Annotated in this window: 9 protein-coding genes and 1 pseudogene; 3 read left to right on the forward strand and 7 right to left on the reverse strand. The window is 58.3% G+C overall.

Going from position 1 to position 15,992, the window contains the following annotated elements:
- Positions 1-33: 33 nt before the first annotated feature.
- The 7 genes and pseudogenes from tnpA to ACP15R_RS00035 all read right to left on the reverse strand — a co-directional run.
- Positions 34-435, reverse strand: a complete 402-nt coding sequence (gene tnpA, locus ACP15R_RS00005; RefSeq protein WP_424985241.1) for an IS200/IS605 family transposase — start codon at positions 433-435, stop codon at positions 34-36.
- A gap of 413 nt (positions 436-848) precedes the next feature.
- On the reverse strand, positions 849-1,940 hold the full coding sequence (locus tag ACP15R_RS00010) for a hypothetical protein (RefSeq protein ID WP_424984308.1): 1,092 nt from the start codon (positions 1,938-1,940) through the stop codon (positions 849-851).
- A gap of 120 nt (positions 1,941-2,060) precedes the next feature.
- Complete coding sequence (locus ACP15R_RS00015) at positions 2,061-3,725, reverse strand: serine protease (protein ID WP_424984309.1); 1,665 nt, start codon at positions 3,723-3,725, stop codon at positions 2,061-2,063.
- 20 nt (positions 3,726-3,745) lie between these two features.
- A complete protein-coding gene (locus ACP15R_RS00020; protein WP_424984310.1) occupies positions 3,746-6,439 on the reverse strand; it encodes a S8 family serine peptidase in 2,694 nt (897 codons plus the stop codon).
- Positions 6,440-6,988: 549 nt separating this feature from the next.
- Positions 6,989-10,438, reverse strand: coding sequence for a hypothetical protein (locus ACP15R_RS00025; protein WP_424984311.1), 3,450 nt, complete (start codon positions 10,436-10,438; stop codon positions 6,989-6,991).
- Between the two features lie 89 nt (positions 10,439-10,527).
- Positions 10,528-12,642: a hypothetical protein gene (locus ACP15R_RS00030; protein ID WP_424985248.1), complete on the reverse strand. Its 2,115-nt coding sequence runs from the start codon at positions 12,640-12,642 to the stop codon at positions 10,528-10,530.
- Positions 12,643-12,831: 189 nt separating this feature from the next.
- A pseudogene (locus tag ACP15R_RS00035) lies at positions 12,832-13,080 on the reverse strand (DUF4062 domain-containing protein); the annotation flags it as partial.
- Between the two features lie 302 nt (positions 13,081-13,382).
- Here ACP15R_RS00035 and ACP15R_RS00040 point away from each other — a divergent pair.
- The 3 genes from ACP15R_RS00040 to ACP15R_RS00050 all read left to right on the forward strand — a co-directional run bounded on the left by ACP15R_RS00040 (position 13,383) and on the right by ACP15R_RS00050 (position 15,497).
- Positions 13,383-13,547: a hypothetical protein gene (locus ACP15R_RS00040; protein ID WP_424984312.1), complete on the forward strand. Its 165-nt coding sequence runs from the start codon at positions 13,383-13,385 to the stop codon at positions 13,545-13,547.
- Between the two features lie 631 nt (positions 13,548-14,178).
- The gene (locus tag ACP15R_RS00045; RefSeq protein ID WP_424984313.1) at positions 14,179-14,394 is read left to right on the forward strand and encodes a hypothetical protein; all 216 of its coding nucleotides are present in this window, start codon (positions 14,179-14,181) and stop codon (positions 14,392-14,394) included.
- Between the two features lie 734 nt (positions 14,395-15,128).
- The gene (locus ACP15R_RS00050) at positions 15,129-15,497 is read left to right on the forward strand and encodes a hypothetical protein (protein WP_424984314.1); all 369 of its coding nucleotides are present in this window, start codon (positions 15,129-15,131) and stop codon (positions 15,495-15,497) included.
- Positions 15,498-15,992 lie beyond the last annotated feature (495 nt).

Here is a 15,992-nt window from a genome sequence, read left to right on the forward strand (position 1 = left end):
CAGTGAACGACCCACCGGCTGACGCCGGTGGCATCATTTGGAGGAATGTAATTCCAGATACTGCAGGATGATATCGTCGGTGACATTCCCAGACGTGGTGGAGAAGTAGCCACGGGCCCAGAACCGCCTGCCCCAGTAGCGCTTGCGCAACTCTGGGAACTCTATCTGGATGCGGCGCGATGATCGGCCTTTGATGCGCTGCATGACACCAGACAGCGATAGCTTGGGCGGGATCGACAGAAACATATGCACGTGATCTCGCGCCAAAACGCCGCGCACAATATGTACCCCCATCTCATTGCAGGTCTGCATGATGATCTCCCGGATACGCGCGCGCATCCGTCCCCGTAGAACTTTGTACCTATACTTTGTGGCCCATACGACATGGAATCTGTGGTAAAATCGCGTGTGCGCGGATGCCGAGTAGCGCATGATCTCTCCTCCTGAAATTTGAAGCCTTACCGCCTCAGCGGGCTTCAAATTTCAGGAGGAGAGATCAGCAGAAGATTCGCTGAAGCGGACCGGCTGGAAGCCGGTGGCTTCGATCCGTTAGATGGAAAGTGAACATCGATAGTGCCTGTGTAGCTCTTAGGCGCTGCTCCTCGCTGTAGTCGGAAGCATCTCTTTGATAGTCATCCAGATTGTCGAGATACGCTATGCTTTCTTTCCAAGCCGAGAATCCGTTGGCGTCCTCGGGGTATCTTTCGGTAATCTCGGAACTCGCAAATTTCCAATGAAAGCTCATTGTTTCAACCCACTTTTCTTTAGTCAGATATGCTAGCCAATACTATATAAGAGATGGCGCGCCGTTATCGTCCTACCATGCAAGGAGTCAGAGCGCGAAATTCTCAAATCGTCCAGGCTCCAGTCCCATCGTACTTTGACTTCTCGGAATGAACAGAAATATGAATGTGCTTCGTGTGAGGGTTGCTTCCGCTATAATTCCTCCACTTCCATGGTTTTTTCGTCGAACTCAAAATCCGACGATTCCAGATAATGTACTTGAGCCTTGGATCTTGGGTCGACTGCAATGCCTTTGCTAGTTTCTCTGCATCAAACCCGTTGTCTGGGTCGTGCGTAATATCGATCGCAGTTACGACGCCATGCGACCCATCCACGACCCATGGGTTGTGGTCAGATGCCCGTGTTGCATGGGCAGCGTCGCCAATTGAACCGTCGCTCTTTTTGCTTCGGTTCGGCGCTTGCTTGTTCACTTGGTCGCGCAGCTGCAAAAGGCTCTCCGCCACTCGCCATGGACGCAGCGCTTCTGTTTCGTATTCCGGAAACGATAAACGGGCGTCGTCGTCGGGATCGAGGTGAGCGTCCTCACTCAAGTCGATTTCTTTCTCGCGATCCGTTTGGTCACTCACCTCAAAAGCGGCCTCGGTTGTGAAGGTCCCAGTGGCGTCCTCAGACGTGTCCTGGTAGCCAAGAACCGTTGGCGACAAAAGCGGCACACTTTCGATACTAAAGACTCGCTTCTGAATCGCCTCGAAGGCGTCCATGAAACTGCCAAAGTTTTCGACATTCAGGTCGGCGGGTGCCGGCATGATGTCACCGATTGGGCCGCGGAACCCCATCACATAGATACCAATCCGCGTCTCCGCCAATCCCAACTGGGCTGCAGCGGCGAGATTAGGCACCGATAGTTCGGTTTGTGCGTCGAAGCTCGTTGTGGCGACAGCGAGGCGGACGGCCACACCCGTTTCGACCACCCGTCCGTCGTCCGTTTGATCAAGGCGGTACTGCTTGGCCTCTTGCGTAACGCCAGCCCTTACCGACTTACCACTGCCACTAAACAGCTTTCCGAGAAAGCCAAGTTTTGCATCAGCCGTGAACCGGTATTTGTGGGTAAGTACATCCCAACGATCAAGGACGGGGGCTCCGCCGCCCACTCCAGCTAGTGCAGTTTCCGTTACTTCGTACTGTGAAGAAGACATCACGAGAACGTCAGGTGGCAGCTCAGATGGTGAGTATGGATCTATTAATCTCACGGTATTTCCCCCCTTTGGACTTTCCTAGCAAGCAAACAATTGAAATGATCTGTCGTCAGTAAGGCATCAGTGATCTTGCCCGTCACTTCGTTGCCTGAGCGCGCGGCGCATTGATTCGATCCAAAGACCCTCGTTCGCTGCATGAGTGTTGCGCGAACCGTCAAGCTTTTGCACATAGCGCCCGCCCGCGTGATGGATCCCGATGATGCGCCAACTCTGATCGTAAACAGGGCTCCCTGAACTTCCAGGTTCAGTGGGCGCGCGGTACTGAATTCGGCAGGGTACAATGCTGTTCGGCGACTCGTAGACTTCGCGCTCATAGGCAATCAATTCGTTGTCTTGAAACGAAACGCTGATCTCTCGACCGCTTGGATGACCAATAATATAGACCCTCTTTTTGTCCCCTGAGAGCTCCGGCAACTCGTGGTAGATGCGTTCTGAAATTTGTTCGCTCGGCACCGCCGGATCGAGACGAAGCACGGCAACATCGTGCTCGTCGGGATGCGATTCCCAAATCAACTTCTTGTCCACACTGTAGCTGTACGGTCCAAGACCTTCTTGGTGGATCAGTTCGAACCTTACTGTTGCTTCCGCCGGTTTAGCAGCGTCAGGATAGCCAGTTCCACTCACAACGTGTGCGTTGGTTAGTACAACAATCTCATCTCCAAGTTTTGGATCCAGCTCTTTCCCAACTACGGCAAACCCTGTGCCGTGGGGCGCGCCGTCTTTGAATATGATCGCGACGGACTTGGCGGCGCGCAATCCTTCCTGGAGCCAACTGTAAGTTCTCGTGCCTACGTCGCCCAAGACGGCCTGATGCTGTTGTTTAGTGACGGACGCAAGGCGTTCGAGAGCTTTAGGCGATACGGTAAAGCCGCCTCCTGCCTCCATCCCGAGCTTGCCAATCATCGGAGCGAGGATCTTCTCGCCCCAATCGTGCTTGTCCGCATCCCAAAGTTGCTGCAATTGGCGGGCCGACCCTGCGAGCGCAAATGCCGAGTCCTCGCGTTTGGTGTATGCACCATACCACTTCAGAGCTTCGTCATGGTTACCGGCACCAAGATGTGCTTCACCCAATATGGCGTAGTCCCAATTTTCAAGTTCGTAACAGGATCGGCTTGTGAGGTCTTCGACGATACTCAGTGCAGCCGCTCGGGCTCCTTCATGATCGGCCGTCGTCAGCAGGTGCTGCCCTTTCCCCTGGCGTTCATCCCAATTTCCAACGGCAACCATGTTAATTCCCTGGTAGGTGAACTTTGCTCCATTCTGCATCCAAGCTTGGCTGTAATGACGGAAAGAATTCTGAATGGCGTTTTTTGCGATCTCGGGTCGCCGGTCCCGCGTCTGCATTGCCAGGTCCTTCCAGGCCCGGCCAAGCGCCCCCTTCAACTCTCCCCAATCGTCTTCTGCGAGGTTTTCATTGGCGACCTCGTTCTCCAACAGCCTGATGGCAGGTAGAAGTTCGCCGGCCTCGATCATGCCCTGAGCGAGGAAATGTACCACCAGCGCGTCTTCACTCCCATCAACCAAGAACGCGTTCGCAACGCGGCGCATTTGCTCGAAACGACGGTTTGAACGCAGACACTTTAAGGCCTTTCGTGCTAGCTCATCATCGATGGTTCCGGGTTCCTCAGGAAGTCGCGCGATCAAAACAGAACAAGCCTCATTCAAGCGCTCAAGATCGTCGTCTTTGGCTGCTTCGCAGACTGAACTGACAAGGTCCTCAAGCATAAGTCATCACCCTTTTTGGATCAGAATTGCGTAACCAAGTCTCGACTGGCATCGATCTTTGTCAGATCGTGGGCCATGTTTCGCGCAAGTGTGCGCCCGCCGAAATGGAGGCCGCATGGACCGAACTGATCGCCAATTGAAACCACGACCGACCCAGAATTGCCGCCCATCGTGGTCGCGTCATGGCTGAATGCCCAGCCTCGCTTGTCCCCCTCTAACTCACCTGGACGAAACTTGATCTCCCCGGGACTCAGGTATTTCGTTCCAAAATCTCGCTGATAGATTTCTCGGATCCTCCGCCAATACTCGAGCGCAGCACTTTGGCCCTGCGGCGCTGCCGATTGTCCCGGTCGTGCGGGAAAACCGAAGACTGCAACTTCAGTAACGCCCGAAGTCGGCAGCCATTTCGTGCTGAAGGTATTGGGATGGCTAGAATGCCCATTTTCGGTTTCAATTTCCAGAATTGCCATATCGAGCTTTGATAGATCGACAAAACGTCCGATGCGGTCTCGACCGCTAGATATCACGCTCTTGATCCTGTAGCGCATTTTGTCGTCGGCCGCATCTGCATCAAAGTTGATTGAGGCATTAGCGGTTAGCCGCATCTCGAATGTGCCGGGCGAGATCGGAAACGGCTCTGCAAAGGCATCAAGCACATGCCGGTTCGTCATTATCTGGTTTGGCCCTGAGACAAAACCAGTCCCAACATGCTGCCACCCATTAGTTGTCTCAATATCAACCCGACCGACCGTTCTGGATAACTCACGAATATTGTCGAACGAGACCATTAAATCTTCAGCCCATCGGCCAATTCCAGGGTTCTGTGTATCGAACGGCGTGTCTCCATTGCTCAGCCTCAGCGCGGGTCGACCCACCAATTCAACCAAGGCCTCAAGGCGCACATCTCGGTCATGGTCTATGCCCTCAAGCGCCTGTGTCCCCTTTCGTCCGATCTCGGCCAGCGTACTTTCTATACCGGCGAGAAACTCGCCCCTTGCGCCAGAGCCTAAGGACTCCGATTGAATACCTTCATGATAGGCTAGAACGGCTTCGGCTTGGTCAAGGACCTGATTCGAGTTGCCTAGTGACTCAAGGAAGGCACCACTACGGGTCGAGATGCGGCCGATAACTTCTTCGGGCAGTTCAACAGGGGTTGCAGGTCCGGTTGCAACAAATGGTTGCCCGAGCGCTTCCGGGTGCCGTTCGCGAAGTAGCCTTTCGAATCCAGGCGACGGTCTTGGCATGTCCGCACCTTCCAGCAGAACCGAAGAACCACTCTTCCGAATGAGTTGATCGCTTGCGAGAAAGGTCGCTTCCGATTCAAATCTACCAAAAGATGACGTTCCGAAAACGAGCTCACTTGTCGCTTGCGACGTGACGGCCTCTGGTTCGGGTATCTTGTCCAGTGGCGTATTCAATAGATTATGGGCATCGACGATTCCGGCACCCATTTTATTCGTATTCCATTTCTCCGGGCGCCTTGCCGATGAGCGGATCGCAGCACGAAAAAGCTCCTGTACACTGGAATCGCGCTGTCTAGCCTCGGCGATAATTGCGTCGAGTCCACACCGTTCGATCCAGAGCGCCGCACAACCAGCCGTTAGGGCCACGGCGAAAGAAGTTCCCTGTCCTTCGGGATTGATATCCGACGTATCTGAAGACCCAGGCTTGCGCCGAGCCACCGTCACGTTCTCTCCGGGCGCAGAGACATCAACCTTCCTGCCGCGGCTTGATCCCTTCCAACGGGTTTCATGTTCATCAATGCCTGCAACGGCGATTACGTTTTCGTCCCAAGCCGGATAGACGATAAAGCCGACACAGTTCCCTGCCGCGGCTAGAACAATCACATCCGCGTCAACGGCCCTCCGGATTGCCCGCTTCAGAGCCAGTCCTTGGAGCCCGCCGCCCAAGCTCATTGTCACGATATTGCACCCTTGCTTTCGTGCATGATCAATCGCCTTGGCGACAGCGACGCCTAATCCGATCACCACACCATTGATGCAGCGGATAGGTACCAGTGTTGCACCGGGCGCGCTTCCGTTCACTGAACCGCCGCTTCGACTAATGACCAAACTGGATGTGCTAGTCCCATGACCGGGCGAGGACATGCTCGCAGAGAGAGGATCGGTCGGATCGGTAGAGTTGTCCACGAAGTTAAACCCGCGTGCCTTGTCGACCCCTTCTTTGAGCTCCTCATGATCCGCAACACCTGTATCCGGTTGGCCAATCAGGACGCCATGCCCTGTTACGGAAAATTCACTTTCCGCTTTGTCAGCCTGGATCATCCTCCTTGCCCAATCGCGATCACTTGGCGGCGGTGCATCCGAACGGCAAGCAGCCCAGACTATGTCACCAACGGCCTCAGGTTGATCCGATACAGTCTCGATCTCGACCCACCCGGGTCCCACCTCGGGAACGGCCGACACAAGGTCAAGCTCCGAGGCCAATTCATCCGCAACCTTGAATAAGAATCCCGGCGATTGACGGATTTGAATGCCTTGAAATTGAAGGATAAGCAGGTCCGGATCATCTTCTTCAGAATAGGCGAAAAGATCGAAACCGCTTCCCTCTAGGAGTTGTTCCAAGCGCTGACGCTCAGCATCGAGCTCTGGTCTGCTGGCGTACTCCAGTGTAAAACTCAAAATGTCAGGTGGAAACGATTTTTGTCCAGTTTGCACCGCTACGCGCGTCGCATCTCTTAGAAATTCGAGCATAAAAATCCTCATTCATGTGTCGCAAGAGTAGACCAATTTTGGGGTTCACTCGATAGAAGAATCCGCGACGAGATGAGATGACAGAACCGGGCTTCCCCTTGAGGTTAGATAAGCTACACCGTGTTTGCGTCTCGCTGAAAACGCTCAAACGAATCGGTAAATCAACCAGATGATGACAAAAAAAATGTGTCAATGATTGAACACTGATCGCATAACCGTCTTTATCCCAGCTACAAACGAGGCCGAGACCTTGCTCAAGCTGCAAGACGAACATCGGAACACAAGCTGGTAGACGAAGTGCTTGTTGTAGACAACGCATCATCAGATACTACAGCAAAAAACGCTCGGCACGAAGGCACGCGCGTTTTGTCTTGCCCGCAAGTTGGATTGGGTGTCCACTTAACCTTCTTTCCTTGTGTAACTCTCGAGTTCATTGTTTGCTTTGATGTCGATCCCGTCAGGGCGCGAAAAGCCTCCAAGCTTTGCGTCGATCAACTTCATCAGCAATGTTCTATCTGTGGTATGCATCATCGGCTCACCGCCCACATGCTACAGCGGCGGGCACACTGCGCCCGTTCGCGGGGTTTGCGACGCCGCATGGACAGAAAGGGCCTCCTCGATCAAGTTGAGCCGGTTGAGAGCCTCGACGCGCCGGGTCAGGCCTGTGAGAGAGAAGGACGCGGATGCCCCCTGGCACAGAGCCGCCACCTCTTGGATCTCGGCCCAGAGCGTGGCGCCCTCCGGGAAGCTCTCCCCGGCGGATGCCTCAAGCAAGGCCTCCCCGCGCGTGGCGCAGGCCGAGCCTGGCTTTCCCTGGACCTCACGCCGCAAGGCCGCGCGCAGGCCTAACGCTTCCTCGGCGAACATCTCCAAGATGGCGCTGGGCGGTTCGTCGTGCCGGAAGTTCCAATGCTCGTGCCGCAGATCTTTTACGTAAGGTTTTGTTGCAATCTGCATGTCGATCAGCGCGTCGATTGGGAAGTCGAGCCCAAGCTGGCCGTCCAAGGCCAGTCGAAACAGCCGCTGCAGCACCGTGAACTGTTGTATCTGGTCAAGGATCTGAGATGCCTCTGGATCGCTCTTGACGTAGAGCTCGACCAAGGCACGTAGGTCGTCTTCCCATTGCGGGAACACCCAAGGCTCCAGGTCCTCTGGTACGTCGGTATCGCCATAAAGCGAGACTGGAACCGCCTGTACAATGAAGTCCATCGGCCAAAGGATATTGGCTCGGTTGGCGTCGCGGCGCAGGAAGGTCAGCTCGGAATCCAGCGCGTATGGTAACTCGCGCACGCCGCTGTCGACTGAGTAAGAGGCGTCGTTGCGAAGGTTCCTGATCGCGGGCTGGCAGTTGCCGACCACATCGGTGTTCGCGCCGAGACAGTTCAACAGGGCTTGGGCTCCAGAGTAGTTCAGACCGGCCTTCGAATAGTCCTCAATCGGGAAGCAGCTGCCCCCGGTCCCACACTCCGCTGTGTAGGATTGGATCGACTGCAAAAACTCCGCCATCGACTCGACGGTGTATTGCTGCGAGCGTGCGATGTCCAAAATGCGCGCGAAGCTTGAGACAGCCTCGCGCCCGGTCACCATGATCAGAGCGTCGTCGGATTTCCGAAACATATTGCGGTCGACGAAGCGATCAATCTCGATCGCGGAACAGGCAAAAGCGGTGTCTTCGAAGGCGGGGTGCACGACCACGGGACGGGTCGGGACATTGATCTCATGGCCGCCGGGCGGGGTTTCCTGTTGGATCTGCGGCAGGGTCGCCGCTACCACGCGCCCATCGGCAGCATAGGCCAGGGCATGATGCGCAATTGCGGGATGGAAACTGCCAATCAGGATGGGCGCCGCGCCTTCGGGGGTCAGCGCGATCTCGAGCATCTCACCGCCCGAGAAAACGGCGTCGAAGCCTACGATGTCGAGGGCGACATCGCTGCTGGATGGCTCCCGTCCAATCACCACACCGCCGACGCGGCGATTGAATCGAATACGGGTATACGATCTCGCACTGACCGATCCACCCGGGCTGGCCGACGTTGGGAAGGTGCGCGCATAGGCGCTTTGCACCGGAGTCCCTCTGAAGCTGTTGGGCGCGCTTCTGTGCAGAGAGCCGGGGTCAATCCCCCCACTTCGGACCGAGGCAGTATGGGTTGCAACATTGCGCGGGGTGCGCGAGTCGAAATCGTGAAATAACCGACGGTCGCGATCCGAGATGATCCCGGGCAGGGCCTCCACGCGGGTCGAGGCCGTGTAGCCCGACGGAATCGAGCCGGACCGGACCGCGGTGCGCGCGACATCCACCGTGGCGCGGTCGACCCACAGGCGCATGGCGCTGGGCGCGGGCAGCCGCTCGCCGGAGAAAACGGCGCGCAGGAATTGCTGCGAGACCAGGTCGCGCGAGGCCGGGCGCGCGGCGGCGGCGCGCATCTGCCGCCAGGTCGGTTCATGGGCGCGCATACTGTCAATGCGGCGCTGGATGCTAGCATCGAGAATGTCGTTGAACTCGCTCACCGCGGGCGAGACAGAGGGAGTGCTGGCCCGAAACGTGGTCGCCGACGCGGCACCGGAAGACGCGCGGGTCGGCGCCACGCGGGTCGAGGCGCGCAGGATCTCCTGCCTTGCCCCCACCGCGCTGAGGTCGAACCGCTGCCGCGGCGCGAAGCCGCGGCGCGGGCTTGTACCCAGATGCCCCGCTTGCATCGCCAGGACAACGCTCTGCCGCATGGCGTTAGAGAGCTGCTCGACGGTCTCGGCGTCCGACGCCAGCTCGGCGGCCGTCTCCGATGGGCTCGGCGCGGCCTCTAGCTCGGCCGCGAACTCCTGGTCCGCAAGGTCAGAGCCAAGCGAGAGCTCGAGATTGCGCAACTGATCAATGGCCATCGGGCCATTGATTTGCGCGCCCACGCCAACAAGGCCCAACATCAAGACGACGGTGACGCCGACACGCGCCAACCGACCGAACAGGCCGGCCCCTTTCACGGCGGTCTCGCCTGTAGCGAAGGCCGCCGCCCACTCGCGATAGAGTTCGGGTTCGGACCGCGCGCTGCTTGAGGCCAAGGCCTCTTGGCGCTCGACCTCGGCATCCGCAATGATCTCTCGCAAGCGCGAGGCCTGGGCGTCCGCGCTGGCGGTTATGTTGAGAAGGTCGGCCTCTGCGGCTTCTGCTGAGACCTCCCGCTCTCCATGAAGGGTCATGAGGGGGACGCGCACTTGGCTTTTGACGTCGTCCAGGGTCTTTTGCAGCTGCGCGATGACGTCGGCGCGTTGCTGGACCTCTTCTTCCAAGACTTCGCCGACTCCGCCTGCTTCGTCGGCGTCCGGCCCCGCCTCGGACATATGCCGGATGATTTCTTCGAGGTCGTTGATACTGGCGCGCGCCGCGTCGTCCTGGCCCATCGTCATGACAGGCAGGCCGCGCACCGCGTCTAGCGTGGCTGTGTTGGCCACTACCAAGTGATCGACCAGCTGTTGAAACTCCGCCAGCTCCGCCGGGCACCGCTCTTTCGCGCGAGTGCGGACTTCGGCGTTCGAAAACGCCTCGATGTCTCGCTTGACGTCGGCGCGACGGGTCTCGATTGAGCTGGACCACTTGCTGCGCGTGGCGCGATAGCTGATGAAAAGCCAAACTAAGGCCAAGAACCCAAGCAGCACTAACAAGGCTGTGACCGTGACGCTCTGCGCGGCGGCTAGGGCCTCCTCGAAACCGGCGCGCAGAGTGACAAGCGTACTAAGGCCGTCGTCACTCTCGGGCAGTCGCGGAACAAGAGCCGAGAGCGCGCCCCAGACCGCAAAGATCACCGCCGCGGCAAGAACAATGGCGCCCCCAACCTGGCGGAGCGTGGTCCAAACGACCAATTTCCCCGCGTTTTGCGGATAGCTGACCGGGCTTGCCCCGGTCAGGCCCCGCCGCGCGCGCGGCTCAAGGATCCAGCGGCAAACTATCCAGACCGCCAGGCCGGCCAAAGCCAAATAATAGATTTCTGGAGAGACAGAGAAGCTCATAATTGCCTCCAATCAAATTGATACAAATGCGAAGAAGTGTACACGACATTCGCATTTTCTCAAATACAACCGGGCAACGAAATCTCCCCCTACAGGCTGGCTTGATAGACCTCATCATAGAGGTCTTTGGCGCGATCCATGCTACCAACGCCGGACCGCGCGCGGTCGAGATAGTCCTGTGCAAGCTGATCAGCATCAAGCAGCCGCGCCGTGCGGATCTCGGTTTCGATTTGCCGCTCGAAGGCAAGGCCCTCCAGCCGCAGAAATCCCATGCGGCGCGCCAGATCTCTGGCGTCCGCCGCGCTGGCGCGCGCCTGCCGAAACGCATTCAGCTCGAGGCACGCCGCGCTGCGGCGCTCTATCGCCAGCACCAAAGCGTGGGCGTTGCCGGAGTGCCGGCACAGCTTTTCGGCCTCTTTGAAGCACCGTTCCGCACGCCGCAAAGCGGAAAACTCGAAACAAATTTGCCCGCTCAGATGCCAGAGCTGCGCGGCGATGTCAGTCGGGACACGACGAGCCCAGCGCGGTGTTGCGCGCAAGATATCGCGGAAGGTGGCGCCTTCGATCTCGACCAAACCCTCGGCGATTGCGCTCAGGGCGAAGACGGCGAAGGCGATATGCTCTGGCGCGGGGTCTGCGTCCGTCCAATCCGTGTCTTGGACCGCGCGGCCCAGCCGCTGGCTGTCTTTGTCAATGAGCGCGAGGCTAATCTCAGCCATCGCGCTGGTGTGATCCGACTGCGCTGCGCGCTCCAACAGCACCGCGCCGGTCCTGCGCGCCGACACCCTGAGGCACAGCAATCCTAAAGCGAGCGCCTGGTGTGGCAAGAAGACATCCGCCGTGTCCGCGGCGCACCAGCGCGCCATTGTCTCGTGCTGCAGAGGCTCTGGCAGGGTCTCAAGCCAGCCTTCGATAAAGGTCTCGCCCTGCTCGAGCACCGAGCGTGTGACGTCAATGTCTTGCAGGCAGCGCGCCAGCCCATCCACACCGCCGGTGTTCAAGGCAAAGCGCGGCGCCTCGCGCGCCTTCTGGCCCGGCGCGGCATAGGCCAGCCAGCTCGAAAAGGCCGCAACGGCCCGTTGCCGCGTCGACGCGTCAGCCTCTGCGAGGTCGCTGACAAACGCTAACGAGGCCGCAGAGCCGATATCGACGCGGCCCTGCTGATCACACATGGCGGCGCCAAAGGCCTGACGGAAGGCGGTCCACAGATGGGGCGGCAGGGGCTCTGAGGGCGGGCGGCCCACCGACAAGGCGGCGAGCTGCCGGCAATTCAGCTCTGACAGGCCGCGCAGGCTGAACCCAAGCGACACAAGCATCGGTGCGATGGCATGGGCCCAATCCTGCGGCAGCGCGGATCTGAAGCCGTCCAGGATGTCGCCCAGCACCTCGCGATGCGAGGGCAGCGCCAAGAGGGCCCGCAGGCGCTGGCTCAGCTCTTCGATCGAGCCGAAGCGCCGCAGCTCGTCCAGCACGATGCGGTTCAGGCGGATGTCGGTCAGCCAGGGCGCCGCGCCCAGCGCGTCCAGCTGCTCGGGCTCCAGCGCCTTGCCGAACTCCGCCAGATAGGCGGCGCTGAAGGCGAGGCTCTCGGCGCGCGCGGGGGCGGGGACATGGACGATGGGCCAGCCCAGGCGCTCGGCCTCGCCCAAGAGCCGCTTGTGCCGGGTCACCACCACACGCGAGACGCGCGGGTCGGCGGCCGCCTCGAACAGCCCTAGCATCGCGTGGTCGGGCGTGCGGAACCCAAACTCGAAATGGTCAAAGACGCTGCGCCTCTGACGCGACGCGGGCAAGAGCCCGGTCAGCCGCCCCCACAGCCACCGCCAAAGCCGCGCAATAGCACCGCGCGTGCTCGCCCGCGCTCGACGCAACCCGTTATGCGTCTCAAACGACTCGCGGCGCCCGTCGAAGAGATGGCTCTGCCCAGCCCGGCTTACCCATCTGCCCGCTATCCAAGACAAGCCACAGCCATCAGGACCCGTCAGAATGACCGTGCGCCCCGGTCGCGCCCGTTTCTCCAGGCCGCGCAGCGCCGAGGTCCGGTCCACATGGGTCTCGTCAGCGCGCGGCTGGGCCGTCAGATGCTGCCCCGACAGCTGGTTGTCCAAGGCGTCAAAGGCCAGCTCGGCGAATTCTTCCGCCGAGCTGTAGCGGATTGTCTTGATGTTGGGATGTCGCTCCGACCAGGCTAAAAAGGGAGACATGTCCTCACATGGAAACCCAAGCTTCTCAGACATGACTTGGTCACGTAAAAAAACCGGTATGTGGCGGTTGCGAGGTTGTACAAGCTCCGCGGCTACGGCGATTTCGAGCCCAGTCAGACCCAAGCCTGCTGGAAGATCGGCTGGCAGAGAGGCCTGATGGGGGGCCAGAAAGGACGGATCAGGCCTCCAACCCTGCCGATGGCCGACAATGCCAATAAAGAAAGGCAGACAATCCCTGACACCCTTGATGCAAACGCCGACGGCCCCGCCGTCCTGCGACATAGTTTTTGTCACGCCCCACCTTAGATCGAGTTCTCGAATCGGAGAATTCGGACTCTCGAGTGCTAACCTTAGGTTTGGAAAAACCCGTCGCGCCAACACATCTCTCTCTAATTGCATGTCATTAAAGGTGGAAGAAATGAACACCGTGCGAACCATGGGCTTAAAGCTCTAAACTCCTTATGAAATCAGGAAGGATTGGCATGCGCTGGTGTCGTCAAGGGCTCGCAGATTAGAACTTGAGATTATCAGATATCTTTGCGTTTCATAGGTGAGGTGCGGTGCCCATAGTAGTCAAGTGGTAGGATTGGGAGCCACGGCGCCAAAATCGACATGCTTCGTCGTTGGAACAACGCCGCGTTAGAGCGTGTCGCTCTTAATTGATGGTGTGGATGGCTCCTGCTCCTGGCATCGCGGTGCGCCATGATGGGGTGTCATTGTCCCAACTGGAGGAGCCATCCATGAACGAAGTTAGCGCAGTCGGCGTCGAGAGGCTGGCGGGGCTTACCGACGCCGACATCGTCGAAACCGTCGGCAACGTCGCGGCGAACATCTTCACGAACTACCTAAATCATGTCGCCGACACCGACATCGACTTTCCCGTTCGGAACGCCCACGCGGCGTGAACCTGCCAGCCTGGCAGCAGCCGTAGTTGGGCCGTCTATCATGCTTCATCTCAAACGCGCCCCGCGTACACAGGTCGGATCCAACCATCGACACGACAGAGCACGAAATCACTCGATCGAAACATGAACATTCGCTGCACACGACGCCCCACAACCTCTTGAAAAATAGTAATAATCTCTACCATCCATCATCGGCGCAACCGAGAGGCGAGCGGCCCTTCGGATGCTCGATTTCCCTTGTTTCATTGGCTCTGCGCGCTCGGACATCAAACCCGTCTTTCCTGTTTCCGGGTCCGTTTGGACCCGTTTTGACCCCGGGTGCAACACAATGTTGCACTCTTCCCGAATTGTTGCACCGTTTTCCGCCCCCGGGCCGGGCCGCTCTCGGTTCGCGGGAGCGGCCCGATCAAGGGGCGGTGATCACGCCCGGAAACGGCGCCGGTTACGAGATATCGAACCCTGATCATGGATTTTTTCCCCGCGCATAGCGGCGATCCGACCTTCCGACCATCGACATGAATTCGGAAAGGAGACCCGGATAGGAACTATTCTCGCACGCGCGAAGAAAGACGGTACGATCAGCTACACCGCCGTCATCCGCAAGAAGAAAGCCGGCAAGGTCGTGCCGACATTGAGCCAGACCTTCCCAAACGAACGCGCCGCAAGACACTGGATCACGCAACGCGAACGCGAACTCGGCGCCAGGGGCACGATGGACCGCATGATCCAGGCCCGCAAGCGCAAGACCTGGGGCGACGTCATCATGGACTATTGCGCGGCTTCTCCCGACGGCTTCGGCAAGACCAAGACTGCGAACCTGGCAAATGCAGTGGTGGGCGAATTGTAGCTACTGGGGCACGTGCAGAATTGAGACATCACACAAAAGCGCCCTCAGATGAATGAGTTAACCCGCCTATGGAGGGCAAGAAAGCTGTGAGGATACCGGGATGCCTGAGCCAGATCCAAACGCCGTATGGCTAGAGCGGCACGAAGGCAGGGTTACTGCAACCTTTGAAGCCTATTTCTGGACTGGGAATGCCGGACACCGGCAAGCACGCGCCATGGCCATTCTGAGGCGATGGCAACGGCGGGACTGGTTTTGCCGCTGGTGCGGCGATGACTTGCCAGACTGGCGCAGAGCCGATGCCCGGTATTGCTGTGCGAGCTGCCGCAAGAAATCAGCTCGCGCGCGCAGAGCTGCTAGGGCAATTCAGGATTAGGCCCAGTCCATCCAAAGGGCGGGGGGAGGCTGAAACCCTGTAGGCGGGGCAACAGTAGACCCGCGCCCCTGCTTCACTTTCTCAGACGCCGATTTGCGAACCGGGGTGGGGGTGCGTTTTTCCTTTGCTGCCGGGTCTCTTGAAACTCTGCGAACGTAGACGTTGAGTCATTTTGGATGTCCGGCGGCCAAGCCTGTTGCCCTGGGCTACTCACCGCGCATGTTGCCTTTCGAAAAATCTTAGGGCGGCCATAGGGTCGCAGATGTTACGTTTTTCTTGTGTCAGAAATTCCGCCTTGCGATTGTTCTCTGAGGGTCGGGGCATCACCGCGACCTGAATCGGCACCAAACAGGAGAACGAAGTGCGGAAATTCTTCCTCGCCATCGCCGCTGCGGCAGCAGTATCTGGCTGCGCCACACAGGTAATGCAAAGCTATGTCGGCAAGTCCATCACTGAACCCATCCTGGATTACGGGCCGCCGACCAACACCTTGGACCTACCGGACGGCCAAAGAGCCTTTCAATGGGCAATGACGCAGAGCGGTGTAATTCCTCTGACCAGCTACAACACAGCCACTGCTTACGGCAGCGGTGGTGTAGTCACTGCAAGCGGCACTAGCACTACTTATGCCCCGTACTCCAATTCTTGTGTCTACACGTTGATAGGAAAGAAAAGCGGGCAGGATTGGATTGTGACTGGTTTCCGAAAGCCTACCACTTGGTGCGAATAGCGTCGTGCCTTGCCCCGCGTCGACTGTCCAGCCGCAAGGTAGGTGGGTACTGAAATTCGCAAGTGGGGCCTTTAATGGGGCTGGAAAGAACCGGTCCCAGATATCATTCTGAAATATCAAGATTTTTTTCAGGAAAGGTGGTGCCCCCACACGGACTCGAACCGCGGACCTACTGATTCATACCACTACGACTTTCGCCGCACGCGCTTGGCGTTTTGTGGTCTGGACTTTCTCTTCACCATGACCCCGAGAGGCTTTAGGTGGGTGCCGTCAAGTCTCTACACGTTCAATCCGGAAGGTTCCGGAAAGCTTCGCTCGGGATTGCCAACAGCGTGATGCTGCTAAGGTTTCCCCGAATTTGACACCAGTTCACCTCAACGTTTCCGCCGAGGGCTGCAACTTGCTTCAGTAACCGAGCCTGAAGCGACGCTACAAATCAGTTGCTCTACCAGCTGAGCTATAGGGGCACTAATACACGACATGCATCTGTCGGAC

The organism is Microbulbifer sp. S227A (genome assembly GCF_049800935.1).

Bases quoted from the DNA above. Each gene is read 5' to 3' on its own strand.
- ACP15R_RS00025 (WP_424984311.1), bottom strand. From the start codon at position 10,438: ATGAGCTTCTCTGTCTCTCCAGAAATCTATTATTTGGCTTTGGCCGGC.
- ACP15R_RS00020 (WP_424984310.1), bottom strand. From the start codon at position 6,439: ATGCTCGAATTTCTAAGAGATGCGACGCGCGTAGCGGTGCAAACTGGA.
- ACP15R_RS00015 (WP_424984309.1), bottom strand. From the start codon at position 3,725: ATGCTTGAGGACCTTGTCAGTTCAGTCTGCGAAGCAGCCAAAGACGAC.
- ACP15R_RS00040 (WP_424984312.1), top strand. From the start codon at position 13,383: ATGAACGAAGTTAGCGCAGTCGGCGTCGAGAGGCTGGCGGGGCTTACC.
- ACP15R_RS00010 (WP_424984308.1), bottom strand. From the start codon at position 1,940: ATGTCTTCTTCACAGTACGAAGTAACGGAAACTGCACTAGCTGGAGTG.
- ACP15R_RS00030 (WP_424985248.1), bottom strand. From the start codon at position 12,642: ATGTCTCCCTTTTTAGCCTGGTCGGAGCGACATCCCAACATCAAGACA.